The sequence below is a fragment of the Blastococcus sp. OS1-29 genome (genome assembly GCF_057628075.1).
The window spans coordinates 69,886-93,255 of the sequence record NZ_JBXXJK010000006.1 but is presented as its reverse complement, the minus strand read 5'-3'; the positions used below and the strand labels follow the sequence as shown (position 1 = coordinate 93,255).

The 23,370-nt window shown below is 72.8% G+C and carries 22 protein-coding genes; 12 read left to right on the top strand and 10 right to left on the bottom strand.

Going from position 1 to position 23,370, the window contains the following annotated elements:
* Window positions 1-55: 55 nt before the first annotated feature.
* Window positions 56-427, bottom strand: coding sequence for a HesB/IscA family protein (locus tag AC2H4J_RS16275; RefSeq protein WP_487465924.1), 372 nt, complete (start codon window positions 425-427; stop codon window positions 56-58).
* A 153-nt stretch (window positions 428-580) separates the two neighbouring features.
* Between AC2H4J_RS16275 and AC2H4J_RS16270 the strand changes: the two genes are divergently transcribed.
* Together AC2H4J_RS16270 and AC2H4J_RS16265 are read left to right on the top strand one after the other, a co-directional pair.
* Complete coding sequence (locus AC2H4J_RS16270; protein ID WP_487465923.1) at window positions 581-1,192, top strand: DUF3043 domain-containing protein; 612 nt, start codon at window positions 581-583, stop codon at window positions 1,190-1,192.
* Window positions 1,193-1,263: 71 nt separating this feature from the next.
* Window positions 1,264-2,247 (top strand): aldo/keto reductase family protein, encoded by a 984-nt coding sequence (locus AC2H4J_RS16265; protein ID WP_487465922.1) that lies wholly within the window; start codon window positions 1,264-1,266, stop codon window positions 2,245-2,247.
* Between the two features lie 47 nt (window positions 2,248-2,294).
* On the opposite strand, the gene AC2H4J_RS16260 is transcribed toward AC2H4J_RS16265, so the two are convergent.
* Complete coding sequence (locus AC2H4J_RS16260; RefSeq protein WP_487465921.1) at window positions 2,295-2,507, bottom strand: hypothetical protein; 213 nt, start codon at window positions 2,505-2,507, stop codon at window positions 2,295-2,297.
* 22 nt (window positions 2,508-2,529) lie between these two features.
* On the bottom strand, window positions 2,530-2,988 hold the full coding sequence (locus AC2H4J_RS16255) for a hypothetical protein (protein ID WP_487465920.1): 459 nt from the start codon (window positions 2,986-2,988) through the stop codon (window positions 2,530-2,532).
* A 33-nt stretch (window positions 2,989-3,021) separates the two neighbouring features.
* On the opposite strand from AC2H4J_RS16255, the gene AC2H4J_RS16250 reads away from it, so the two are divergent.
* Genes AC2H4J_RS16250 through AC2H4J_RS16240 form a run of 3 tightly spaced genes read left to right on the top strand, consistent with a single transcriptional unit; the run spans window position 3,022 to window position 4,778 of the window.
* The gene (locus AC2H4J_RS16250) at window positions 3,022-3,318 is read left to right on the top strand and encodes a DUF3618 domain-containing protein (protein ID WP_487465919.1); all 297 of its coding nucleotides are present in this window, start codon (window positions 3,022-3,024) and stop codon (window positions 3,316-3,318) included.
* Window positions 3,315-3,587, top strand: a complete 273-nt coding sequence (locus AC2H4J_RS16245) for a DUF4235 domain-containing protein (RefSeq protein ID WP_487465918.1) — start codon at window positions 3,315-3,317, stop codon at window positions 3,585-3,587. The genes AC2H4J_RS16250 and AC2H4J_RS16245 overlap by 4 nt, the downstream gene beginning before the upstream one ends.
* Before the next feature lie 60 nt (window positions 3,588-3,647).
* A complete protein-coding gene (locus AC2H4J_RS16240; RefSeq protein WP_487465917.1) occupies window positions 3,648-4,778 on the top strand; it encodes a YihY/virulence factor BrkB family protein in 1,131 nt (376 codons plus the stop codon).
* A gap of 5 nt (window positions 4,779-4,783) precedes the next feature.
* Here AC2H4J_RS16240 and gcvT read toward each other — a convergent pair whose 3' ends face one another.
* Window positions 4,784-5,890, bottom strand: coding sequence for a glycine cleavage system aminomethyltransferase GcvT (gcvT, locus tag AC2H4J_RS16235; protein WP_487465916.1), 1,107 nt, complete (start codon window positions 5,888-5,890; stop codon window positions 4,784-4,786).
* A gap of 35 nt (window positions 5,891-5,925) precedes the next feature.
* On the opposite strand from gcvT, the gene AC2H4J_RS16230 reads away from it, so the two are divergent.
* A complete protein-coding gene (locus tag AC2H4J_RS16230) occupies window positions 5,926-7,437 on the top strand; it encodes a leucyl aminopeptidase (RefSeq protein ID WP_487465915.1) in 1,512 nt (503 codons plus the stop codon).
* Window positions 7,438-7,555: 118 nt separating this feature from the next.
* On the opposite strand, the gene AC2H4J_RS16225 is transcribed toward AC2H4J_RS16230, so the two are convergent.
* A complete protein-coding gene (locus tag AC2H4J_RS16225) occupies window positions 7,556-7,891 on the bottom strand; it encodes an oxidoreductase (RefSeq protein ID WP_487465914.1) in 336 nt (111 codons plus the stop codon).
* Between the two features lie 155 nt (window positions 7,892-8,046).
* Here AC2H4J_RS16225 and lpdA point away from each other — a divergent pair, with 155 nt between their 5' ends.
* The 3 genes from lpdA to AC2H4J_RS16210 all read left to right on the top strand — a co-directional run bounded on the left by lpdA (window position 8,047) and on the right by AC2H4J_RS16210 (window position 12,260).
* A complete protein-coding gene (lpdA, locus tag AC2H4J_RS16220; RefSeq protein ID WP_487465913.1) occupies window positions 8,047-9,426 on the top strand; it encodes a dihydrolipoyl dehydrogenase in 1,380 nt (459 codons plus the stop codon).
* A 47-nt stretch (window positions 9,427-9,473) separates the two neighbouring features.
* Window positions 9,474-11,285 (top strand): 2-oxoglutarate dehydrogenase, E2 component, dihydrolipoamide succinyltransferase, encoded by a 1,812-nt coding sequence (gene sucB / locus AC2H4J_RS16215; protein ID WP_487465912.1) that lies wholly within the window; start codon window positions 9,474-9,476, stop codon window positions 11,283-11,285.
* A 75-nt stretch (window positions 11,286-11,360) separates the two neighbouring features.
* Window positions 11,361-12,260 carry a TIGR01777 family oxidoreductase gene (locus tag AC2H4J_RS16210; protein ID WP_487465911.1) on the top strand — a complete coding sequence of 300 codons (900 nt, stop codon included), beginning with the start codon at window positions 11,361-11,363 and terminating at the stop codon, window positions 12,258-12,260.
* 10 nt (window positions 12,261-12,270) lie between these two features.
* Here AC2H4J_RS16210 and AC2H4J_RS16205 read toward each other — a convergent pair whose 3' ends face one another.
* Window positions 12,271-13,830: a serine/threonine-protein kinase gene (locus AC2H4J_RS16205; protein ID WP_487465910.1), complete on the bottom strand. Its 1,560-nt coding sequence runs from the start codon at window positions 13,828-13,830 to the stop codon at window positions 12,271-12,273.
* 78 nt (window positions 13,831-13,908) lie between these two features.
* Between AC2H4J_RS16205 and lipB the strand changes: the two genes are divergently transcribed.
* A complete protein-coding gene (gene lipB / locus AC2H4J_RS16200) occupies window positions 13,909-14,565 on the top strand; it encodes a lipoyl(octanoyl) transferase LipB (protein WP_487465909.1) in 657 nt (218 codons plus the stop codon).
* Window positions 14,566-14,622: 57 nt separating this feature from the next.
* Here the strand turns inward: lipB and AC2H4J_RS16195 are convergent, their stop codons facing one another.
* The 3 genes from AC2H4J_RS16195 to leuS all read right to left on the bottom strand — a co-directional run bounded on the left by AC2H4J_RS16195 (window position 14,623) and on the right by leuS (window position 18,216).
* The gene (locus tag AC2H4J_RS16195; RefSeq protein WP_487465908.1) at window positions 14,623-14,853 is read right to left on the bottom strand and encodes a hypothetical protein; all 231 of its coding nucleotides are present in this window, start codon (window positions 14,851-14,853) and stop codon (window positions 14,623-14,625) included.
* A gap of 188 nt (window positions 14,854-15,041) precedes the next feature.
* A complete protein-coding gene (locus AC2H4J_RS16190) occupies window positions 15,042-15,218 on the bottom strand; it encodes a YciI family protein (RefSeq protein WP_487465907.1) in 177 nt (58 codons plus the stop codon).
* Window positions 15,219-15,327: 109 nt separating this feature from the next.
* Window positions 15,328-18,216, bottom strand: coding sequence for a leucine--tRNA ligase (gene leuS, locus AC2H4J_RS16185; RefSeq protein ID WP_487465906.1), 2,889 nt, complete (start codon window positions 18,214-18,216; stop codon window positions 15,328-15,330).
* 244 nt (window positions 18,217-18,460) lie between these two features.
* On the opposite strand from leuS, the gene AC2H4J_RS16180 reads away from it, so the two are divergent.
* Both AC2H4J_RS16180 and AC2H4J_RS16175 read left to right on the top strand, forming a co-directional pair.
* A complete protein-coding gene (locus AC2H4J_RS16180) occupies window positions 18,461-20,749 on the top strand; it encodes a putative bifunctional diguanylate cyclase/phosphodiesterase (RefSeq protein WP_487465905.1) in 2,289 nt (762 codons plus the stop codon).
* 86 nt (window positions 20,750-20,835) lie between these two features.
* Window positions 20,836-22,356, top strand: a complete 1,521-nt coding sequence (locus tag AC2H4J_RS16175) for a diguanylate cyclase domain-containing protein (protein ID WP_487465904.1) — start codon at window positions 20,836-20,838, stop codon at window positions 22,354-22,356.
* A gap of 7 nt (window positions 22,357-22,363) precedes the next feature.
* Here the strand turns inward: AC2H4J_RS16175 and AC2H4J_RS16170 are convergent, their stop codons facing one another.
* Window positions 22,364-23,293 (bottom strand): LLM class F420-dependent oxidoreductase, encoded by a 930-nt coding sequence (locus AC2H4J_RS16170; RefSeq protein ID WP_487465903.1) that lies wholly within the window; start codon window positions 23,291-23,293, stop codon window positions 22,364-22,366.
* Window positions 23,294-23,370: the final 77 nt, after the last annotated feature.

Below are 23,370 nucleotides of genomic sequence, written 5' to 3'. Positions count from 1 at the left end.
CCCCTGCAGGGCCCCGCCGCGAGCTCGCGAGCGGTGGGGGGCAGGGGGTGTTTCTTCAGTGGAAGCTGTCGCCGCAGGCGCAGGAGCCGCCCGCGTTCGGGTTGTCGATCGTGAATCCCTGCTTCTCGATGGTGTCGACGAAGTCGATCGTCGCGCCGCCCAGGTACGGGCCGCTCATGCGGTCGACGATGACCTCGACGCCGCCGTACTCGTACGTCTGGTCGCCGTCGAGGAACCGCTCGTCGAAGAAGAGCTGGTAGCGCAGACCGGAGCAGCCGCCGGGCTGAACGGCGATGCGCAGCCGCAGGTCGTCGCGGCCCTCCTGGTCCAGCAGCGCCTTGACCTTCGCGGCTGCGGGGTCGCTGAGCAGGACGCCGGTGGTGCCGGGCGTGCTGCCGTCGAGGGTCGTGCTGTCCTGCACCGACATGTTGTGTCCTCCCAGATCCGAGGGTGCCCGCTGCGGCACTTCTGCAGCGGAGCAACACCGCCGAGGCGGTGACCCTTCCCTGCCGGGCACCACTGTACGGCGCTGGAGACGACTTCCCGGTTCTGCTTCGTCACACACGTAGACTTCCGGCTCGTGAAGCTTCGACTGCCCGGCCGTCGCGATCCCGCCGACACGACGGCGAACGCCGCCGACACCGATCTCACGCAGCAGTTGGAGCGCGCCGCCGGCAAGGGCCGTCCCACGCCCAAGCGCAGCGAGGCCCAGGGCCGCCGGGCCGGCCCGCCCCCTCCCCCGCCGACCACGCGGAAGGAGGCCTACAAGCGCATGCGCGCCACGAACGCCGCCCGCCGTCCCGACGCACGGGCCGCTGCCGCTCGCGGCGACGACAACTACCTGCCCGCGCGCGACCGGGGTCCGGTGCGCAAGTACGTCCGGGATGTCGTCGACTCCCGCCGCAACGTCGGCAGCTTCTTCCTGGTGATCGCCGCGGTCGCGCTGATCGGCACGATCGCCCCCAGCCCGATCGTGAAGAACTACGCCAGCCTGCTGCTGTTCGGCTTCTTCCTCGTGATGATCGTCGACTCGGTCATCCTCAGCCGTCGCATCAAGAGCAAGGTCGCCACCCGGTTCCCGAAGGGTGACCAGCCCACCCGCGGGCTGGCCTGGTACGGAATCAGCCGCTCGACGATGATCCGTCGCTGGCGCTTCCCGAAGCCAGACGTCGCCCTGGGTGCCGACGTCTGAAACAGGCCCCCGCGCCCCCCCTGCGGGGGGCCGACAGGCGAGAGTCGGCAGCACGTCTAGCGTTGCGATACGTGGAATTCAGACGCCTCGGCCGCTCCGGCCTGACCATCTCCGAGATCGCCTACGGCAACTGGCTCACCCACGGTGGCCAGGTCGAGGAGGACGCCGCCCTCGCCTGCGTGCGAGCCGCCCTCGACACCGGCATCACGACCTTCGACACCGCTGACGTCTACGCCGGCACCCGCGCCGAGTCCGTCCTCGGTCGCGCGCTGGCGGGGCAGCGGCGCTCGTCCTACGAGCTGTTCACCAAGGTCTACTGGCCGACCGGCCCGGGCCGCAACGACCGCGGCCTGTCCCGCAAGCACATCATCGAGAGCTGCCACGCCTCTCTCGAGCGGCTGCAGACCGACTACGTCGACCTCTACCAGGCCCACCGGTACGACCCGACGGTGCCGCTCGAGGAGACGATGACGGCCTTCGCCGACCTCGTGCGCGCGGGGAAGGTGCTCTACATCGGCGTCAGCGAGTGGCGGGCCGAGGAGATCGCCGCGGGTGCCGCCCTCGCCCGGGATCTGGGGGTCCAGCTGATCAGCAACCAGCCGCAGTACTCGATGCTGTGGCGCGTCATCGAGGACGAGGTCGTGCCGACGTCGTCCAAGGAGGGCGTGTCCCAGATCGTCTGGTCGCCCCTGGCCCAGGGCGTGCTCACCGGCAAGTACCTGCCGGGGCAGCAGCCGCCCGCCGACAGCCGCGGCGGTCACGCCGAGGCCGGGCAGACCATGCAGCGGATGCTGACCGACGACATCCTTACCCGGGTGCAGCAGTTGCGGCCGATCGCGGACGACCTGGGGCTGAGCATGGCCCAGCTGGCGGTGGCCTGGGTACTGCAGAACCCGAACGTCTCCGCGGCGATCATCGGGGCGAGCCGCCCGGAGCAGGTGCACGACAACGTCAAGGCGGCCGGCGTGACACTGGAGGACGACGTCATGAAGCGCATCGACCAGGTGCTCGGCGACGTCGTCGTCCGGGACCCGGCCAAGACCGCGCGGGGCTGACACCGGTTCGGGCCCCGGGGGGAGATCTCCCCCGGGGCCCGAACCCGCTACGGGGCGGCCAGGCCCATCGGGCCGTAGACCTCGGCGTCGCCGTCGAACAGCGTGACCGTGGCGACCCCCTTGTCGAGCAGCTCGCGCCAGTTCTCGCCGAGCCAGGACTCCGCGTCGCCCTGGTTGTCGGTCTCGAGCATCTCCACACCGAGCGTGGTGGGGTCGATGGCCGTGCCGGCCGGGTCCTCGAGTCGCCAGTGCCAGGTCATGGTCACGGAGGCTAGTGACCGGTCAACTCACCACGGCAGCTGCCCGGGCCGGGGTCCGGCCGGAGGCCCCTTCCGCGGGTCCGCCGGTCACCATGGCGACCGCGATCCAGCCGTAGGCCACGAGACCGGCGACCAGCGACGGCACCTCGCCCAGCGGCGAGGGGACGAACTCCAGCAGCAGGAAAGCGCCGGCCACGACCAGCAGCGGCCAGGGCACGAGGCCCCCGCGGAAGGCGGCGACGCACAGCACCGCGACGGCGAACGGCGCGGCGAAGGACAGCAGCGGCAGTGGTCCGGCCGCGGCGTCACGCGCGGCCAGGATGCGGACGCCGTCGGAGGTTCCGGATGCGGCCAGCGCGTGCAGGCAGTCGTCGTCGCCTACGAGACCGGCCTCGTCGTCCCCGGGAGCGGCGGCTGACCGTTGACGCGACCGTTGTCGGAGTGTGATCAACGGCGGGTTACCGGCGCCGCGGCGGGGCATGGAAGCTCATCGAGCATCCGCGACGGAGGACCGATGACATCAGCGCAGCCCCTGGCCGGCGACGACCCGGACCGGATCAAGGCCGAGATCGACGCGACCCGGGCGCATCTCGCCCGGACCGTCGACGAGCTCGGTGCCCGGCTGGACGTGCCGGCCCGGGCCAAGGAGAGTGCGGCGCGGGCGAAGGACACCGCCGTGGAGACCTACCGGGAGAGTCCGCCGATCGTGATCGGCGGCGCGGTGGTCCTGATCGGACTGGTGGTCGGCCTGGTCATCGTGCGACGGAAGCGTGCGGCATCACGGATGCCGGGGACGAGGAGGAAGCGTTGAGCAAGGGAGCGAAGCTCGCCTACCGGCCGATCGGTCTGATCGGCGGGATCCTGGCGGGCACTCTGTCGGGGATCGTCTTCAAGCAGATCTGGAAGCAGGTGGCCGACGAGGAGGACGCGCCGACCGCCCTGCAGAGCGAGTACTCGATGAAGGAGGTCGTGCTCGCCGCGGCGATCCAGGGCGCGATCTTCGCCGCCACGAAGGCCGCGATCGACCGCGCCGGCGCGCGCGGCTTCAAGCAGCTCACCGGCGCCTGGCCCGGCGACTGAAGATCCCACCAGTCCAGATCGCTTCCGGCCGCCCGGCGGCCGCCACCCAGGGGGAACGACATGGCCGGCACCAGTCAGCGCGAGAGCGCCGTCGACCGCATCCGCGAGCGGGTCGAGGAGAAGGCTGCCCGGCGGGCCGCGGCCAAGGCGGCGACCCAGCGGCCGGCCGGCGATCCCGACCGGCCGCCGCCCGGCGCGCCCAGCCCGGAGCAGCTGCCGGGCATCGAGGCGGAGAGGCCCACGGACATCCCCTGGCGGGGGTGGAAGCAGATCCTGAAGCGATCCTGGGCCGAGAACAAGGCCGACAACATGCCGATCATCGCCGGCGGTGTCGCGTTCTTCGGCTTCCTGTCGATCTTCCCCGCGCTGATCGCGCTGATCTCGATCTACGGGCTCGTGGCCTCGCCGGCGACGGTCGCCAAGCAGGTCGAGAACCTGTCCAAGCAGCTCCCCAGCAGCGCCGCGAGCCTGATCAAGGAGCAGCTGACGTCGATCGTCAGCAACAGCGGCAGCGCCCTGAGCATCAGCCTGGTGATCTCGATCCTGGCGGCGCTGTGGAGCGCCTCGGGCGGCGTCGGCAACCTGATCACCGCCGTGAACCTTGCCTACGACGAGGTCGAGGCGCGCAACTTCATCAAGCTGAAGCTGACATCGCTGGCGCTCACCCTCGGCGGCATCGTCTTCGTGCTGGTGACGTTCGGTCTGGTCGCCGTCGTCCCGGCCGTCATCAGCGCTCTACCGCTGGGGATCGTCGGCACCGTCCTCGCCCAGATCGCGACGTGGATCGTGCTGCTCGGTGTGTTCGCGGGAGCCCTGGCGGTGCTCTACCGGGTCGCCCCCGACCGCGACGCACCCAAGTTCCGCTGGGTGAGCCTCGGCGCCGTGATCGTGACCATCATCTGGGCGCTGGTCAGCGTGATCTTCGCGCTCTACGTCAACAACTTCGGGTCCTACGACAAGACTTACGGCGCCATCGCCGGCGTCATCGTCCTGATGCTGTGGCTGTACCTGACCTGCTACCTGGTGCTGCTCGGCGCGGAGATCAACTCCGAGGCCGAGCACCAGACGGCGCACGACACGACGAAGGGCGAGCCCCAGCCGATGGGCGTCCGCGACGCGAAGATGGCCGACACGCTGCCCGACTCACCGGAGCCGCAGAAGGGCGACAGCGACCCGACCCGGCAGAAGTAGGCCCGCTACCGCACGTGCGACTCGACGAACGGCGGGCGCACGACCTGCACCGCTTCCGACCGGCCGCGGACATCGATCGACAGCTCCGCGCCTTCCTCCACGCCGGCGGCGGTGTCGAGCAGCGCCAGCGCGATGCCGGTGCGCAGGGTCGGCGAGAACGTGCCGCTGGTGACCTCGCCGATCCGCACGCCGTCGCCGCCCAGGACGGCCATGCCCGGGCGTGGGATGCCCCGGCCGGTCGCCTTGAGGCCCCAGAGCAGGCGCGCCGGACCGGCCTCCTTCTCGGCGACCAAGGCATCGCGGCCCCAGAACGCCGGCTTCTTCCAGCCGACCGCCCACCCGCTGCGCGCCTGGTTGGGGGTGATGTCGAGGGACAGCTCGTGGCCGTGCAGCGGGTAGCCCATCTCGGTGCGCAGCGTGTCACGGGCGCCCAGGCCGCAGGGGCGGAGGCCGAGGTCCTGACCCGCCTCGAGGAGGCGGTCCCACAGCTCGCCGGCGTGCTCGGCGTCGACGAGCAACTCGTAGCCGTGCTCGCCGGTGTACCCGGTGCGGCAGACCGTGACCTCCGCCGCGCCGTGGGCGCCCGTGCCGGTCACGAACGACATGTACGACAGCTCGCCGGGCAGGCCGAGGAGCTCCAGCACCTGGAGGGCGTGCGGACCCTGCACGGCCAGGACGGCGACCTCGGTGTGCCGGTCGGTGACGGTGATGCCCTCGGGCGCCGCCTCGGTGAGCCGGCGCAGCACCTCGGCGGCGTTCGCGGCGTTCGGCACCAGGAGCACCGAGTCGGGACCGTGCAGGTAGACGATCAGGTCGTCGACGACTCCGCCGCCCGGGTCGCAGCAGAGGGTGTACTGCGCCTGACCGGGCCCGATCCGCGACAGGTCGTTGGACAGGCACGAGTCGACGAAGGCGGCCGCACCCGGACCCTGCACGGTCGCGGTTCCCAGGTGGGAGACGTCGAACAGGCCCGCGGCCTCGCGAACGGCCGTGTGCTCGGCGATCACCCCGCCGCCGGCGTACTCGATGGGCATGGACCAACCGCTGAAGTCGGCGAGCTTGGCGCCGGCGGCGACATGCCGGTCGTGGAGGGGCGAGGTCAATGGGCTCACGGGTGGGACCGTATCGGCACCCCTACGATCGAGCCGTGCCGCCGACGATCTCCGCCACCGACCACCCGCTCGAGAAGCTGACCGGCGACGCCGTCGTCGTCGCGGTGGGCAAGGGGCCCGACGGCCTCCTGCCCACACCGGGCGCCGAGGCGGTGGACCGCCTGCTCGGCGGGCGGCTGCTGCCGGCGCTGGCCGACCTCGGCGCGCGCGGCGGCGAGGACGAGGTCACCCGGCTCCCCTCGTTCGGGCAGGGGCCGTTCCCCGTGGTCGCGGTCGCCGGCCTCGGTGCTCCCGACACGGCCGGCGCCTACACCCCGGAGGCGGTGCGCCGGGCCTCCGGCGCCGCCAGCCGCGCACTGGCCGGGCGGCGGTCGGTGGTCAGCCTGCTGGCCGCGGTCGGTGGCGCCCCCGACGCCGAGCGGCTACACGCCGTCGGTGAGGGCGCGCTGCTCGGCGCCTACGAGTTCACGACCTACAAGTCCGACCTGAGGGCCGATCGGAAGGCGCCGCCCAGCGACTTCACCATCGTCGTCCCCGCGGCCACGGAGGCCGAGGCGGCGCTGCGCCGGGTGCGGGCCGTCGCCGACGCGGTCGCCCTGGTGCGCGACCTGGTCAACACCCCGCCCAACGACCTGTACCCGGCCGAGCTCGCCGCCCGTGGTGCCGCCGCCGGCGAGAAGCTCGGGCTGGCCACCGAGATCCTCGACGAGGACGCGCTGGCCGCCGGCGGGTACGGCGGCATCCTGGCCGTCGGCGGTGGCTCGGTACGCAAGCCGCGACTGCTCCGCCTCACCTACTCGGGTCCGAGCGCGCGCAAGAAGATCGCGCTGGTCGGCAAGGGCATCACGTTCGACAGCGGCGGCATCTCGATCAAGCCCGCCGCGAAGATGGAGGACATGAAGAGCGACATGGCCGGCGCTGCCGCCGTGATCGCCACCGCCTGCCTCGTCGCCCAGTTGCGGCTGCCGGTCGAGGTGACCGCCACCGTGCCGATCGCGGAGAACCTGCCCAGCGGCACCGCCTACCGGCCGGCGGACATCGTGACCTTCCGGAACGGCAAGAAGGCCGAGATCACGAACACCGACGCCGAGGGCCGCGTGGTGCTCGCCGACGCCATCGCACGGGCCGCCGAGGACCGTCCCGACGTCCTGCTGGAGACCTCGACGTTGACCGGCGCGCAGCTGGTGGCCCTGGGCACGCGGACGGCGGGGGTCATGGGCAGCGACGACCTGCGCGACACCGTGGTGGCTGCCGGCACGCGCTCCGGCGAGGGCATGTGGCCGATGCCGCTGCCTGCCGAGCTCCGCCGGGGACTGAACTCCCCCGTCGCCGACTTCGTGAACTCCGCGGCCGACCGGTTCGGCGGCATGCTGGTCGCCGGCCACTTCCTGGCCGAGTTCGTGCCCGCCGGCCTGCCCTGGGCGCACATCGACATCGCCGGGCCGAGCTTCAACACCGGCGCACCGTGGGGCTACACGCTCAAGGGCGGCACCGGCGTCCCGGTGCGCACCCTGCTGGCGACGATCGAGGCCCTCATCCAAGAGTGACCCCTGTCCGGGTGTCGTCCCGAGTGGGCCCCGGAGGGGTCCGCGCAGGGACGGCGAAGCGGCTCCATGAGACCGGGGAACGGCTCGTGGCCGCGGTGCGGTCCGGAGGATCGCAGTGTCATAGCTCCTTCTGGCGGGCCGACCAGTCGCGCATGCGCTGGGGGTACCCGGTGACCTGGGCGTCGTAGACCGGGATCGCCAGGTCGCGGGAGAGCTTGCGGGCGACCTCGGGGCCGTCGATGCGCCGGCGGGTCCACTCGCCGTCGGCGGCCACCAGGACGATCGTCGTCTCGGTGACGGCGGTGCGCGGCTCGACGTATCCCTCGACGCCGCGACGGCTGGCCACGAACTGCTCCAGGTGGCTCAGGTCGCCCCGATGCGAGCCGCGGTCCAGGGTGCCGCGGCGGTGGCCGCCCGCACCGCGACCACCGCGCAGCCGGTCGAACAGCCCCATCGCGCGCCTCCCGTCGTCCGGTGACCGGCATCGTGATCCTCACGACGCTCGGGAGAGGAACGGCGCTCCGGGCCGCCCCGTTCCCGGAGTGGCAGGATGTCGGGCAAGCCCCCGCCCGCCGAGCGGGACGCCGACGACTGCACTGAGGAGCACCTGTGAGCGAATCCACCGCCCCTGCCGACCTGGTCATCCTCGGTGGTGGCTCCGGTGGCTATGCCGCGGCGTTCCGCGCGTCCGAGCTCGGACTGAACGTCGTCCTCATCGAGAAGGACAAGGTCGGCGGCACCTGCCTGCACCGCGGCTGCATCCCGACCAAGGCGCTGCTGCACGCCGGTGAGGTGGCCGACCTCGCCCGCGAGGGCGAGCAGTTCGGCGTCAAGACGTCGCTGGCCGGCATCGACATGGACGGCGTCAACGCCTACAAGGACGGCGTGATCGCCAAGCTCTACAAGGGTCTGCAGGGCCTGGTGAAGGCCCGCAAGATCACCTACGTCGAGGGCGAGGGCAAGCTGACGTCGCCCACGACCGCCGAAGTGAACGGCCAGACCTACGAGGGCAAGCACATCCTCCTGGCCACCGGCTCCTACGCCCGCTCGCTGCCCGGCCTCGACATCGACGGCACGAAGGTCATCACCAGCGACCACGCGCTGAACCTCGACCGGGTCCCGGCGTCGGCGATCATCCTCGGCGGCGGCGTCATCGGCTGCGAGTTCGCCAGCGCCTGGAAGTCCTTCGGGGTCGACGTCACCATCGTCGAGGCCCTTCCCCACCTGGTGCCGCTGGAGGACGAGTCCTCCTCGAAGCTGCTGGAGCGCGCGTTCCGCCGTCGGAAGATCGCCTTCGAGCTGGGCAGCCGGTTCTCCGGGGTCCAGGAGACCGAGAACGGCGTGAAGATCTCGCTGGAGAACGGCAAGGAGCTCGAGGCCGAGCTGCTGCTCGTCGCCGTCGGCCGCGGGCCGGTCAGCCAGGGCCTCGGGTACGAGGAGGTCGGCCTGTCCATGGACCGCGGCTACGTCCTCGTCGACGAGCTGTGCCGCACCAACGTGCCGACCATCTCCGCCGTCGGTGACCTCATCCCGACCCTGCAGCTGGCGCACGTCGGCTTCGGCGAGGGCATCCTCGTCGCCGAGCGCGTGGCCGGCCTCAACCCGGCGCCGATCGACTACGCCGGCGTCCCCCGCATCACCTACTCCGACCCCGAGGTCGCCTCGGTGGGCCTCACCGAGGCGCAGGCCAAGGAGAAGTACGGCGAGCTCAAGACCCTGACGTACGACCTCGCGGGCAACGGCCGCAGCCAGATCCTCAAGACCACCGGTGCCGTCAAGCTCGTCTCGGTGCCCGACGGCCCCGTCGTCGGCATCCACATGGTCGGCAGCCGCGTCGGCGAGCTCATCGCCGAGGCCCAGCTGATCTACAACTGGGAGGCCGAGGCCGACGACGTCGCCAGCCTCATCCACCCGCACCCGACGCAGAGCGAGGCGCTCGGCGAGGCCCACCTGGCCCTCGCCGGCAAGCCCCTGCACGTGCACGGCTGATCGTTCGCACCTCCCCCCTCCCCCACGCCAGAAGGAGCACTGCCCCGATGCCGACGTCCGTCACCATGCCCGCCCTGGGCGAGAGCGTCACCGAGGGCACGGTCACCCGCTGGCTCAAGCAGGAGGGCGAGCAGGTCGAGGTCGACGAGCCCCTCCTCGAGGTGTCGACCGACAAGGTCGACACCGAGATCCCGTCGCCCGCCGCCGGGGTGCTGTCCAAGATCCTCGTGGCCGAGGACGAGACCGTCGAGGTCGGCGCCGAACTGGCGGTCATCGGAGGTGGGGACGGCGGAGAGGCGCCCGCCCCGGCGGCACAGGCGGAGCCCGAGGAGGCCCCCGAGCCCGAGCCCGCCCCCGAGCCGGAGCCGCAGCCCGCTCAGCAGGAGGCGCCGGCGCAGGAGGAGCAGGCAGCCCCGTCGTCCGGCGACGCGGGTGGGGCCGGCGGCGGAGAGGGCACCGCGGTCACCATGCCGGCGCTCGGCGAGAGCGTCACCGAGGGCACGGTCACCCGCTGGCTCAAGTCGGTCGGCGACGAGGTCACCGCCGACGAGCCGCTGCTCGAGGTGTCCACGGACAAGGTGGACACCGAGATCCCGGCGCCGGTCAGCGGCACGCTGCTCTCGATCACGGTGAACGAGGACGAGACCGTCGACGTCGGCGCGGAGCTGGCCGTCATCGGTGCCGCCGGTGGCTCGTCCGCCCCCGCGGCGCCGACGCAGGCCGAGCCCGCCCCCGCGGCGGAGGCACCCGCCCAGGAGAAGCCGCAGGCCGCCCCCGAGGCGAAGCCGGCACCCCCCGCCGCCGCGACCACGCAGCCCGGCGGCGACTACGGTGCGAGCGGCGCGCAGCCAGCGGCCTCCCCGACCTCCGCTCCTGCCCCGCAGGTGGCCCCGCAGGCGTCGTCCCCGGCTCCGTCCGGTGACGGCAGCGGCGCCTACGTCACCCCGCTGGTCCGCCGCCTGGCCGCCGAGAAGGGCGTCGATCTGAGCGCCGTCTCCGGCAGCGGAGTCGGCGGTCGCATCCGCAAGCAGGACGTGCTGGCCGCGGCCGAGCAGTCCGCCCCCGCCGCGTCCGCGGCCCCGTCGGCGCCGGCCCCGCGGACGCCGTCGCCGGCCGCGATGCCCGACACCTCGGTGCGCGGCCGCACGGAGAAGATGTCGCGGCTCCGTGCGGTCATCGCCCGGCGCATGGTCGAGTCGCTGCAGGTCAGTGCCCAGCTGACCACGGTCGTCGAGGCCGACGTCACCCGCATCGCCAAGTTGCGGCAGCGGGCGAAGGCCGACTTCGAGGCGCGCGAGGGCGTCAAGCTCTCGTTCCTGCCGTTCTTCGCGAAGGCCGCCGTCGAGGCGCTGAAGGCCCACCCGTCGGTCAACTCGTCGATCGACCAGGAGGCCGGCACGGTCACGTACCACGACACCGAGAACCTCGGGGTCGCGGTGGACACCGAGCGGGGCCTGCTCGTCCCGGTGATCCACGAGGCCGGCGACCTCAGCATCGGCGGCTTCGCACGCAAGATCGCCGACCTTGCCGACCGCACCCGGTCGAACAAGGTCACGCCCGACGAGCTGGGCGGCGGCACGTTCACGCTGACCAACACCGGCAGCCGCGGCGCGCTCTTCGACACCCCGATCATCAACCAGCCGCAGGTGGCCATCCTCGGCGTCGGCTCGGTGGTCAAGCGCCCGGTCGTGGTCAACGACCCCGATCTCGGCGAGGTCATCGCCGTCCGGTCGATGGTCTACCTGGCCCTGACCTACGACCACCGGATCGTCGACGGGGCGGACGCCGCGCGTTTCCTCACCACCGTGCGCGAGCGGCTCGAGGCCGGTCAGTTCGAGGGCGAGCTCGGTCTCGCCTAGCAGTCGTGTGGACGGGGCTCCGGCAACTGCCGGGGCCCCGTTCGCGTTCCCGCGGAGCGGTTCAGGAGGATCCACGTGAAGATCGCGATCACCGGCGCCTCGGGCCTGATCGGCACGGCGCTGGTCACGGCACTGCGGGCCGACGGCCATGAGGTGATCCGGCTGGTGCGGCGCACGCCGCGGACCGCCGATGAGCACCGCTGGGACCCGCAGCACCGTCGCATCGACCCCGGGGTGCTCGGGGACGTGGACGCCGTCATCAATCTCGCCGGCACGCCGATCCGCCCCCGCCCGTTCACCAGCAGCTACAAGCAGCGGCTGCTCGACAGCCGTCGGGACGCGACCACGACGATCAGCGACGCACTGGCCACCGCCGGTGACGGTCGGCCGCGGGTGCTGCTCTCGGCATCCGCCGTCGGGTTCTACGGGGACACCGGCGACCGCGTCGTCACCGAGGAGGACCCGGCGGGCACCGATTTCCTGGCCCGGCTGTGCGTCCAGTGGGAGGCGGCTACGGCGTCGGCGGAGGCCGCGGGGATCCGCGTCGTGCATCTGCGGACGGGTCTGGTTCTCGACCGGTCGGCGATGCTGATGCAGGTGCTGGGGCGGGTCTTCCGGCTCGGGCTCGGCGGCCGCATGGGGAGCGGGCGGCAGTACTGGCCGTGGGTCAGCCTCGCCGACGTGGTCGGGTCGATCCGCCACCTGCTGACCGCCGACGTCGCCGGACCGGTCAACCTCACCGGTCCGGAGCCGGTGACCAACGCGGAATTCACCGCGGAGCTCGGCCGCCAGGTGCACCGGCCCACCGTGCTGACCGTCCCGTCGGTCGCCCTGAACCTGGCGCTCGGCGAGTTCGGGCGCTCGAGTGTCGTGGGCGGGCAGCGGGCCCTCCCGGTGCGGCTGCGCGAATCGGGATACGAGTTCGTCCAGCCCGACTTCCCGGCGGCCCTGCGCGCAGCCCTGCCGAACGGCTGAGCGCAGGCGCTCAGCCGGACCGCTGAGCGCTCTCGATAAGCCACGAGTCGCCGGACCGCACCAGCACCATGTGGACGGCGGCCGACGGGCGCTCCGGCACGGCGCGCACCACCACCCCGCCCGCCACGACTTCGGCGGCTGCCCAGCTGTCGATCAGGTCCAGGCCCACGCGGTCGCCATCGGGCTGCGCGGACGTCACCTGCTCGACGGTGGGCAGGTATCCGCGCAACCTCTCCCCCGCGTGGGCGAGCGACGAGACGAAGCCGGCGTCGGCGCTCAGGAGCGGGCTGCCCGCGGCATAGACCTCGTCCAGGAGCTCCGGTGAGGCCGCGCTGAACGCCTGGGCCCGCCGCTGGTACAGCCGGTCGACGACGGCCCGCCAGTCCGCGGGCGTGACCGGGCCGGCGTGCGACCGGTCCACCACCGCGGCGGAGGTCGGCGAGGCGGACGACGTCGCGACGGCGGCTGCGTCCCGAGGGCCGCTCGATCCCATGACCAGCCAACCGACGGCGCTCACGACCAGCGCGACCACGGTCACCGCGGCGACCCGCCGCGCGGGCACCCCGGTCATCGCCTCCCTGGTCGCCGACCAGCACCGTTCCCTCCGGCCGGCCTGTTCCGCCACGACCGGCGCCGGACGCGGGACGCGGCCGGGCACCTGGTGGGTCAGCTCGGTGCGCGGTCCCCGGCCGGTGAGGCACAGCTCGACGTCCGGAACGCCCTCCTGCGGAAGCCGGACCGGCTCGGGCCGGCAGGCGTGCCGGAGGTCCAGGGCGAAGGCGGCCGCGGACCCGCGGTCGTGCGGATCCGCGGCCAGCCCCCGGCCGATCACGGCGACCAGCTCCGGCGGCGCCTCCGGTGCGAGCTCGGCCAGGTCGGGGAGCAGCCCGTCCGCGGCGACGCGGAGCGTGTCGCCGGCGGTCGCGGCGTTCCACGGCGCGATGCCGGTCAGGGCGTGGAAAGCGGCCGCGGCGACGCCGAAGACGTCCGAGGCAGGTCCCGGAGCGCCGCCGCGGGCGACCGTGGGATCGACGTAGGCGGGCGTGACCTCGCCGGCCGCGGTCTCGCCCAGCACCCGCGCGACCCCCAGGTCGGTGAGGACGGGCCGCCCCTCGGCCGTGAAGACGATGTTGCCCGGTGAGAGGTCGCCGTGCACCACGCCGTTGTCGTGCGCGTGCGCCAGGGCCGCGGCCACCGGGGCGATCGCGGTGACGACCTCGCCGGGACGAAGCCGTCCTCGGCGCGCCAGCAGAGCGGCGAGGCTGCCACCGGCGAGCAGCTCCAGCACCAGCGCCACCCGCGGGGCACCGCCGCGCTGCGGCTGGTGCACCACCTCCAGCAACCGCACCAGGTGCGGATGGTCGAGCGCCCCGAGCAGCGCCGCCTCCCGGGCCTGCCGTTCCGGGTCGCCGGCCACGAGCACCTTGATCGCCACGGGCGCGCCGCCCCGCCGCGGCACCGCCCCCCACACCTCACCCGAGCCACCTCTGCCCAGCCGGGTCTCGAGCGTGTAACCGGGCACGACGGGCGCCACGTGGGCGCCGGACTCCGACCGGACGGCAGCGGACATGCCGAGGACCGTAGGACGGACGGCTCCCGGCCTGCCGGCGTTGTCCACAGGCCGGCGCGGCCGCCTACGCTGGGAGCCGTGACGGAGCTGCGGATCGAGCGAGCCGGTCTGGTCGACTACGAGAAGGCGTGGGCGCGGCAGCGCGAACTCCATGCCGCGCGGGTGGCCGGCGAGGGCCCTGACACCCTGCTGCTGCTCGAGCACCCGTCGGTCTACACGGCGGGCAAGCGCACGGAACCGCACGAGCGGCCCTTCGACGGCACCCCGGTCATCGATGTCGACCGCGGCGGCAAGATCACCTGGCACGGGCCGGGCCAGCTCGTCGGCTACCCGATCGTCGCGCTGCCCGACCCGATCGACGTGGTCGCCTACGTCCGGCAGCTCGAGCAGGCGCTGATCGAGGTCTGCGCCGGATTCGGCCTGACCACCGGACGGGTCGAGGGACGCAGCGGCGTCTGGGTGGCCGCCGACGGCACCCGCCCCGAGCGCAAGGTCGCCGCCATCGGCGTCCGCGTCGCACGTGGCGTCACCATGCACGGCTTCGCGCTCAACTGCGACCCCGACATGAGCGCGTTCGCCAACATGATCCCGTGCGGCATCCCCGACGCCGGCGTGACCTCGCTGTCGGCGGAGCTGGGGCGGGACATCACCGTCGCCGACGCGGTCGGCCCGGTCGAGGAGGCGATGCGACGAGTCCTCGCGTTCGAGCGATCGACGGCGGACGCGTCGGTCTGAGCGGCGGCCCTTCAGGGTCGAGCCCCACCGTCGTGAGGGCGGTGGGGCTCGTCCTGATCAGAGGAAGTAGCAGTACTGCGGGCTGCCGAGCACCCTGGCGTTGAACTCGACGACCCGGCCGCCGAGTCCGGGGTAGACCGCGTTGCCTGAAACAGCGACCTGACCGACGCAGCTGGAGTTGTAGCTCGGCGGCTGGCTCGGCGCGGCGGACGCTGGACCGACGCCGGCCACGAGTGCGATGCCGACGGCTGCGGGTAGGACCAAGAGATTGCGCTTCCGGAGGGTCATGCCGGTGCTCCTTCTTCGATGGGAGTGATCGTCCGGCTCGTCCGGGTTCGCCGGCTCCCCGGCTCATCGAACGCGCACGAAACCTAGGGCGCGGAGCTGCGTCCGTGGCCTGACCGAGACCTGAGCGGCGGTGCGTGGAGCGCGCCGTGGCTGCCCGTGGTCGAGCTGGCCCCCGAGCGTCGATCGAGTCAGCCCGTCCGGTCGCCCATGAAGATCGTCCACTCGAGGACGTCGGCCACCGGCAGGACGTCGTGCACCGACCACGGGTCCTTCTCGAACCAGCCCCGCACCTCGCCCACCGACTCCGAACGGACGACGACCAGCGCACCCGTCCCGTCGGCGAAGTGGCCCGCCAGCTCGATCATGCCGCGGGAGAACAGGTCGTCGATGAACGCCGCGTGCTCGTCCCACAGCCGTTCGGCCCCGTCCCGAGGCTCGCCCCGAGCTTGCGAGGGGTGAGAAGGACGGGGTCCTTCAGCCGAGGACGAAGTTGACCAGCCGGCCCGGGACGGCGACCACGCGGCGCACCGTGGCGCCGTCCAGGTAGCCCGCGACCCGCTCGTCGGCCCGCGCCGCCGCCTCCAGGGCCGCGGCGTCGGCGTCCGCCGGTACGGACACCTGTGCGCGCACCTTGCCGTTGACCTGCACGGCGACCTCGACGGTGTCGTCGACCAGCCAGCGCGCGTCGGCCACAGGGAAGGGGTGCCAGGCAGAGGAGCCGTCGTGGCCCAGCCGGGTCCACATCTCGTCGGCGATGTGCGGGGCCAGCGGCGCGACCAGCAGCACCAGCGGCTCGGCCACCGACCGCGGCACCGGCTTGTCCGCGCCGTAGACCGACGTCAGGTGGTTGGTCAGCTCGGTGATCCGCGCGATGGCGATGTTGAACCGCAGGCTCGAGAACCCGTCGCGGACGCCGTCGATCGCCCGGTGCAGGGCACGCAGCGTGTCCTCGGACGGCTCGAGCTCCGCGGCCCGGACGGCGCCGGTGACCTCGTCGACGACGACCCGCCAGATGCGCTGCAGCAGCCGCTGCGAGCCGACGACGGCCTTGGTCTCCCACGGCCGCGACTGGTCCAGCGGACCGGTCGACATCTCGTAGACCCGGAAGGTGTCGGCCCCGTACGCGCCGATCATCTCGTCGGGCGTGACCATGTTCTTCAGGCTCTTGCCGATCTTGCCGTACTCGCGGTTGACCGGCTTGCCCTCGTGGAAGAACTGGCCGTTCTTCTCCACGACCTCGGACGCCTGCACGTAGAAGCCACGCTCGTCGGTGTAGGCGAACGCGGAGATGTACCCCTGGTTGACCAGCCGGCGGAACGGCTCCTCGCTGGACACGTAGCCCAGGTCGAACAGCACCTTGTGCCAGAACCGCGCGTACAGCAGGTGGAGGACGGCGTGCTCGACACCACCCACGTACAGGTCGACGCCACCGACATCGCCCGGCGACCGCGGGCCCAGCCAGTACTTCTCCAGCTCGGGATCGACCATCTGGGTGTCGTCGCCCGGGTCCAGGTAGCGCAGGTAGTACCAGCACGACCCGGCCCAGTTGGGCATCGTGTTGGTCTCGCGCAGGTACTTCTTCGGGCCGTCGCCGAGGTCCAGCTCGACCGTCGTCCACTCGGTGGCGCGGGACAGCGGCGGCTCGGGTGCGGAATGGGCGTCGTCGTCGGCGAACGTCTTCGGCGAGTAGTCGTCCACCTCCGGCAGCAGCACCGGCAGCATCGAGTCCGGGACGGCGACCGGCAGGTCGTTCTCGTCGTACAGGATCGGGAACGGCTCGCCCCAGTACCGCTGCCGGCTGAACAGCCAGTCGCGCAGCTTGTAGGTCGTGGTCGACTCGCCGTGGCCGTGCTCGACCAGCCAGTCGGTGATGGTGGCGATCGCCTCGGCCTTCTCCAGGCCGTCCAGCGAGATCTCGTCGTTGGAGGAGTTGATCATCGGCCCGGTGCCGGTGTACGCACCACCGTCGAAGTCGGCCGGCGGCTGCACCGTGCGGACGACGGGCAGCCCGAACGCCTCGGCGAACTCGAAGTCGCGGGTGTCCTCGCCGGGCACCGCCATGATCGCGCCGGTGCCGTAGCCGGTCAGCACGTAGTCGGCGATGAACACCGGCAGCTCGCGCCCGTTGACCGGGTTGACCGCGGTGACGCCCAGCCACACCCCGGTCTTCTCCCGACCCGCGTCCTGCCGGTCCAGCTCCGACCGGCGCGAGGCCTGCCGCTGGTAGGCGGCGACCGCCTCGGCCGGGGTGGCCGCTCCCCCGGTCCAGCGCGGGTCCGTGCCGGCCGGCCACGCGGGCGCGGTCAGGGCGCCGACCAGCGGGTGCTCCGGGGCCAGCACCATGTAGGTCGCCCCGAACAACGTGTCCGGCCGGGTGGTGAAGACCTCGACGGTCTCGCTGCCGGCGGGGAAACGGATCTTCGCGCCGGTCGAACGGCCGATCCAGTTGCGCTGCATCAGCTTCAGCGACTCCGACCAGTCCATCCGGTCCAGGTCGTCCAGCAGCCGGTCGGCGTAGGCGGTGATCCGCATCATCCACTGGGTCAGCGGACGGCGGAACACCGGGAAGTTGCCGCGCTCGGAGCGGCCGTCGGCGGTGACCTCCTCGTTGGAGAGCACGGTGCCCAGCCCGGGGCACCAGTTCACCGGCGCCTGGTGCAGGTAGGCCAGCCGGTGCGCGTCGACGACCAGCCGGCGGCCCACCTCGTCCAGCTCGGCCCAGGGGCGGCCCAGCGGATTCGTGCCCGGCGCGGGGTCGCGCAGACCGGCGTCCAGCTCCGCGACCAGCTCGTCGATCGGACGCGCCTTCTGGGCGTCCTCGTCGAACCAGGAACCGAAGATCTGCAGGAAGATCCACTGGGTCCACTTGTAGTAGCCCGGGTCGATCGTGGCGAAGCTGCGGCGGTCGTCGTGGTCGACGCCCAGGCGGCGCAGCTGCGCCCGGATGGCCTCGATGTTCGCCTCGGTGGTGATCCGCGGGTGTTGCCCGGTCTGGACGGCGTACTGCTCGGCGGGCAGCCCGAATGCGTCGTACCCCATCGGGTGCAGCACGTTGTCGCCGTCCATCCGGCGGAAGCGGCTGGTGACGTCGGTGCCCAGGTAGCCCAGCGGGTGGCCGACGTGCAGGCCGGCGCCCGAGGGGTACGGGAACATGTCCATCACGAAGAACTTGGGCCGGTCGGCCACCTTCTCGAACCCGGCGCTCAACCGGCCCGTCGGGTTCGGGGTGTGGAACGTGCCCTCGCGCGCCCAGCGGTCCTGCCAGGCCATCTCGATGCGGTGGGCCAGCGCCGGGGTGTAGCGGTGCGGCGGCACGTCACCGTGCGTCTGCTCGACACCCGGCTGATCGGCGGTCTGGCTCATCGTCGGTGCTCCCGTGATCTCGTTCCGGTCGGCGGACAACAAAAAACCCCTCACGCAGGAGGGGTCGCCGTGCTGACTGAACGCTTCAGGTCAGCACGGCCGGTGAAGCAGGAGCCGCCCGGTCACGCCTTCCAGCCTACCGCGACGCGCCCAACCCGCTCCCGAGCCGCCCACCTCACTCGTCCGGGCCGGAATCGCCCGGGCTGGGGTGGAGTCGCGGCGCTGTCCGGCCGATGAACGAAGGGTGGACCGGGAGGAGCTGACGGCGGGGCGCAGCCGTGCGCGCTGGTCGGGGCTGTTCGTCGGTCTCACCCTCCTCGGCATCGCGCTGTTCGCCACCGGCATCGGCGCCCGGCCGGCCGGCCTCGGCTGGGACCGCCTCTACGACGTCGTCCTCTACAACTCCGCGTACCTGCCGGCCGCGGCCGCCGCCTACACCGCCTCGGTCCGCGTCCGCACCGAGCGGCTGGCCTGGCGCTCGCTGAGCGTCGCGCTCGTCCTCTACGCCGTCGCGAACGTCCTGCGCACCCTGTCCGCGGGCATCGGCGGGAACGGCCCGTACCCGCAGGTCATCGACCTGCTCGCGCTCGTCGCCTACCTCCTGGTCTACATCGCGATGGTGGGACTGATCCGCGCGCGGGTCCCCCGCTTCCACCCGAGCATGTGGCTCGACGGCGTCATCGGCGCCCTGGGCACCACCGCCCTCGGGGTCGCCTTCCTCATCGGCCCGTACCTGCACCCGTCCGACGGCCGGCCGGCCATGGCGCTGATCAACCTCGCCATGCCGGTGATGGACGTCCTGCTCCTCGCGATGCTGGTCGCCGTCGGGTCGATCCTCGGCCTGCGCATGGACCGCTCCCTGCTCAGCGTCATCGCCGCGCTGCTCCTGCTGCTGACCGGTGACTCCGTGCTCTTCGCCCGCATGGTCGCGCACACCTACGTCGACGGAAGCGGGACCGAGCTCTTCTGGCTCGCCGGCATCGCCAGCGCAGCGCTCGCCGCGCACTGCGCCCGCCCCCGCGCAGCCGAGAAGGCCGAGCGGTCCCGCGTGGGGCTCCGGCTGCTCGCCCTCCCGCTGATCTGCAACCTGGCCAGCCTGTTCGTCCTCGCATCCGGCTGGGGCGACGCGCTGCCGTCGACGGCCGCGTGGCTGGCGATCGGCTGCGTCGTCGCCGCGATCGCCCGGACCGCGGTCACCTTCCGCGAGGTGCGGTCGTTCCACGAGGTCAAGCAGCAGGCGCGCACCGACGAGCTGACCGGCCTGGCCAACCGGCGCGCCCTGCTCGACACCGCCGCCCGGGTGCTGACCACGGCCTCGGCCCGCCGTCCGGCAGCCCTCCTCCTGCTGGACCTCGACGGGTTCAAGGAGGTCAACGACAGCCTCGGACACACCGCCGGCGACCACCTGCTCCGCCAGATCGGGCCGCGGCTGCAGCCGGCCCTGCGCCCCGGTGAGCTGCTCGCCCGCCTCGGGGGCGACGAGTTCGCCGTCCTCCTGCCGGAGGCGTCGCTGGACCAGGCCCAGGAACGCGCCGCGCGGCTGCGCAAGCTCGTCCTCCAGCCGTTCCCCGTCGAGGACATCCGCCTGCACGTGGGCGTCAGCATCGGCGTCGCCACCGCGCCCGTCCCGGCGGCCACCGTCCAGGAGATGCTGCGCTGCGCCGACGTCGCCATGTACGCCGCGAAGACCGCCGGTGAGGGCGTGCACGTGTACGTCCCCGACCCGCACGGCGGCAGCGGCGACCGCCTGCGCACCATGGAGGAGCTGCGCACCGCGCTGGACACCGACCAGCTCGTCGTCCACCTGCAGCCCCAGATCGCGCTGTCCGACGAGCGCATCGTCGGCGTCGAGGCACTGGTCCGCTGGAACCACCCCGTCCGGGGGCTGCTCTCCCCCGCCGAGCTGCTGCCCGCCGCCGAGCAGGCCGGCCTGCTGCGCCCGCTCACCGACACCGTTCTCGAGCTGGCCCTCGCCGCCACCGCCCGCTGGTGGGGGCGTGCGCGGGTGCCGGTGTCGGTCAACCTGTCCGCGGCCAACGTCAACGACCTCGACCTGCCGAGCAAGGTCGCGGCCGCTCTCCGACGGCACGGGCTGCCCCCGGAGGCGCTCACCCTCGAACTGGTCGAGGACACGCTGATGGCCGACCCCGAGCGGGGCCGCGAGGTGCTCGCCGAGCTGCGCCGGCTCGGCGTCCGGACATCGATCGACGACTACGGCACCGGCTACAGCTCGCTGGCCTACCTGCGGCACCTGCCCGCGGACGAGCTGAAGCTCGACCGGAGCCTCACGTTCGACGTCGGCACCGATCCGCGCGCCGCGTCGATCGTCGAGCACACCGTCGCCCTCGCCCATGCCCTGGGCCTGCGGCTGGTGGCCGAGGGCGTCGAGGACGCCGCCACGGGCTGCGCACTCGCCCGGCTCGGCTGTGACATCGCCCAGGGCTTCGCCATCGCCCGGCCGATGCCGGTGGAGGATTTCCTGCGGTGGCTGGTCATCCCCCGCCCGTTCCTGCTGACGCACAGCCGCAGCTGATCATCGGGACGCGTGCCGGACGAAACGGCTCCGTCTCGCGCCGAAGCCGCAGCCGCCCGACCCCGGATATGGCACGCTGCGGCGCCATGGCCACCACGCCGCCCGAGCGACGGAGACGCTGGTGGCAGGTCCGGCCGCGCACGCTCGTCCTGGCCACCGCGGTGATCGCGCTGGGCTTCGCCGCGGGTGTCCCGCTGGTGCCGCACTCCCCCACCGAGGCCGTGATCTTCGACCTCCTGCTGCTGAACGCGGCGCCACTCGTGGCGAGCGTGGCCTGCCTCGGTGCAGCACGACGAGTGCCGGAGGAACGGATCGTCTGGTGGGGCGCCGCGGCGTCGACCGTGCTGAATGTGCTCGGCAACCTCGTCTATGCGGTCGCCGTCGCACCGCTGCCGGCCCCGCCCTTCCCGTCCGTCGCCGACGCGCTCTGGTTGGCGAGCTACCCGCCGCTGTTCGTCGTCGCGGTCGCCCTGCTGCGGTCCCGGGTGCCACGGCCCCAGGCGAGCGCGTGGCTGGACGGGCTGGTCGGTGCGCTCGGCGTGACCGCGGTGGCGGCGGCGGCGTTCATCACACCCGCCGTGACGGCCCAGCACCTCGAGCCCCTCGCCGCGGGGGCGAACGTCGCCTACCTCGTGGCCGACGTCCTGCTGCTCGCCCTCCTGGGCGCGGTGCCGGCCGTGCTCGGGGCTCGCTTGGACGGCGTCGTCGCGATCCTGTGCGTCGTCCTGGTCTCGAAGCTCGTCGGTGACGCCCTGGTGGCCGCGGCGCAGGCCGGCGACGGCTACGAGCCGGGGGGCCCGCTCGACCTCACGTGGATGGTGAACGCGGTGCTCACGGCCGCTGCAGCCGCCGCGGCCCGTCCGCGGCGGCTGGGTGGTGCTAGGGACGAGCCGGTGAGATGGCATGCCCTCGTGGTGCCGCTGACCTGCACCCTCGCCGCGCTGACCGTGCTCGGTGTCGAATGGGGCGACGGGACCGTCTCACTCGGTGAGGTGTGCGCCCTCGCCTGCGTGCTCGCCTCTCTCGCGCGGACGACCCTCACCTTCCACGAGCTCCGGTCCCTGCAGGAGCTCCGGCAGCAGGCGCTCACCGACCACCTCACCGGCCTGCCGAACCGTCGTGCCCTGGACGCAGAGATGGCCAGGTTGGTCCGCGGCGGAGCACGGGCCGCCCTCATCCTGCTCGACCTCGACGGCTTCAAGGCCGTGAACGACGCGCTCGGTCATCGCGCCGGCGACGAGTTGCTGCGCAGGCTCGGTGCACGTCTCCGCCCGGCCCTGCGGCCCGGCGACCTGCTGTTCCGCCTCGGCGGCGACGAGTTCGCCGTGCTGCTGCCCGGCGCTCCGGCGGAGGCCGCCGACGAGTGCGCCCGGCGGCTGCATTCGCTGGTCGGCCGCCCGATGGAGCTGGACGGCGCGGCGGTCCAGGTCGGAGCCAGCCTGGGGGTCACCGCAGCGCCCGACGGGGCCACCTCGATCGACGAGCTCCTGCACCGAGCCGATCTCGCGATGTACGCGGCGAAGTCCGATCGGGGCGGCGTCCGGTGGTTCTCGCAGGCCGACGACGACGGAACCGCGGGCGATGTGCCCGGCCTCTCCGTCGGCTGAGGAGGCCTCAGCCGAGCTGGGGGGCCACCTCCGCCGCGACCAGGTCGAGGTGGTCCAGGTCGGACAGGTCGAGCACCTGGAGGTAGCAGCGCTGCGCGCCCGCCTCGGCGTACCGGCCGAGCACGTCGACCGCCTCGGACGGCGTGCCCGCCACCCCGTGCGCGCGCAGCTCGTCCACCTCGCGGCCGATCGCCGCCGCCCGGCGGGCGATCGCCGCCTCGTCCCGGCCCACGCACAGCACCAGTGCCGAGCTGTACACCAGGGACGACGGGTCGCGCCCCTCCTCCACACAGGCCGCGCGGACGCCCTCGAAGAGCCGCGCGTTCTCCTCCGCCGAGGCGAAGGGCACGTTGAACTCGGCCGCGTAGGCGGCGGCCAGCCGCGGGGTGCGCTTCTTGCCCGCGCCGCCGACGATGATCGGGATGCCCCCCGGCTGCACCGGCTTGGGCAGCGCCGGGGAATCGGTGAGCCGGTAGTGCGCGCCGTCGAAGTCGAAGGTCTTCCCCGGTGGTGTTCCCCACAGACCGGTGACGACGGCGAGCTGCTCCTCGTAGCGGTCGAACCGCTCCCCCAGTGACGGGAACGGGATGCCGTAGGCAGTGTGCTCGGCCTCGAACCAGCCGGCCCCGATGCCCAGCTCCACCCGGCCACCGCTCATCTGGTCGACCTGGGCGACCGAGATCGCCAGCGGACCGGGCAGCCGGAAGGTGCCGGCCGTCATGAGCGTGCCCAGCCGGATCCGGCTGGTCTCGCGGGCGAGACCAGCCAGGGTCACCCAGGCGTCGGTCGGCCCGGGCAACCCGTCGCCGCCCATCGTCAGGTAGTGGTCGGACCGGAAGAAGGCGTCGAAGCCGGTCTCCTCGGTGCGCCGGGCGACGGCCAGGAGGTCGTCGTAGGTGGCGCCCATCTGGGGCTCGGTGAAGATCCGCAGTTCCACGGCCCGACGCTAACCATGCCGAGCCGCGACCGCTCGGGGTGTGCTCTCCGACCGGACCGGGCAGGATGATCGGCAGA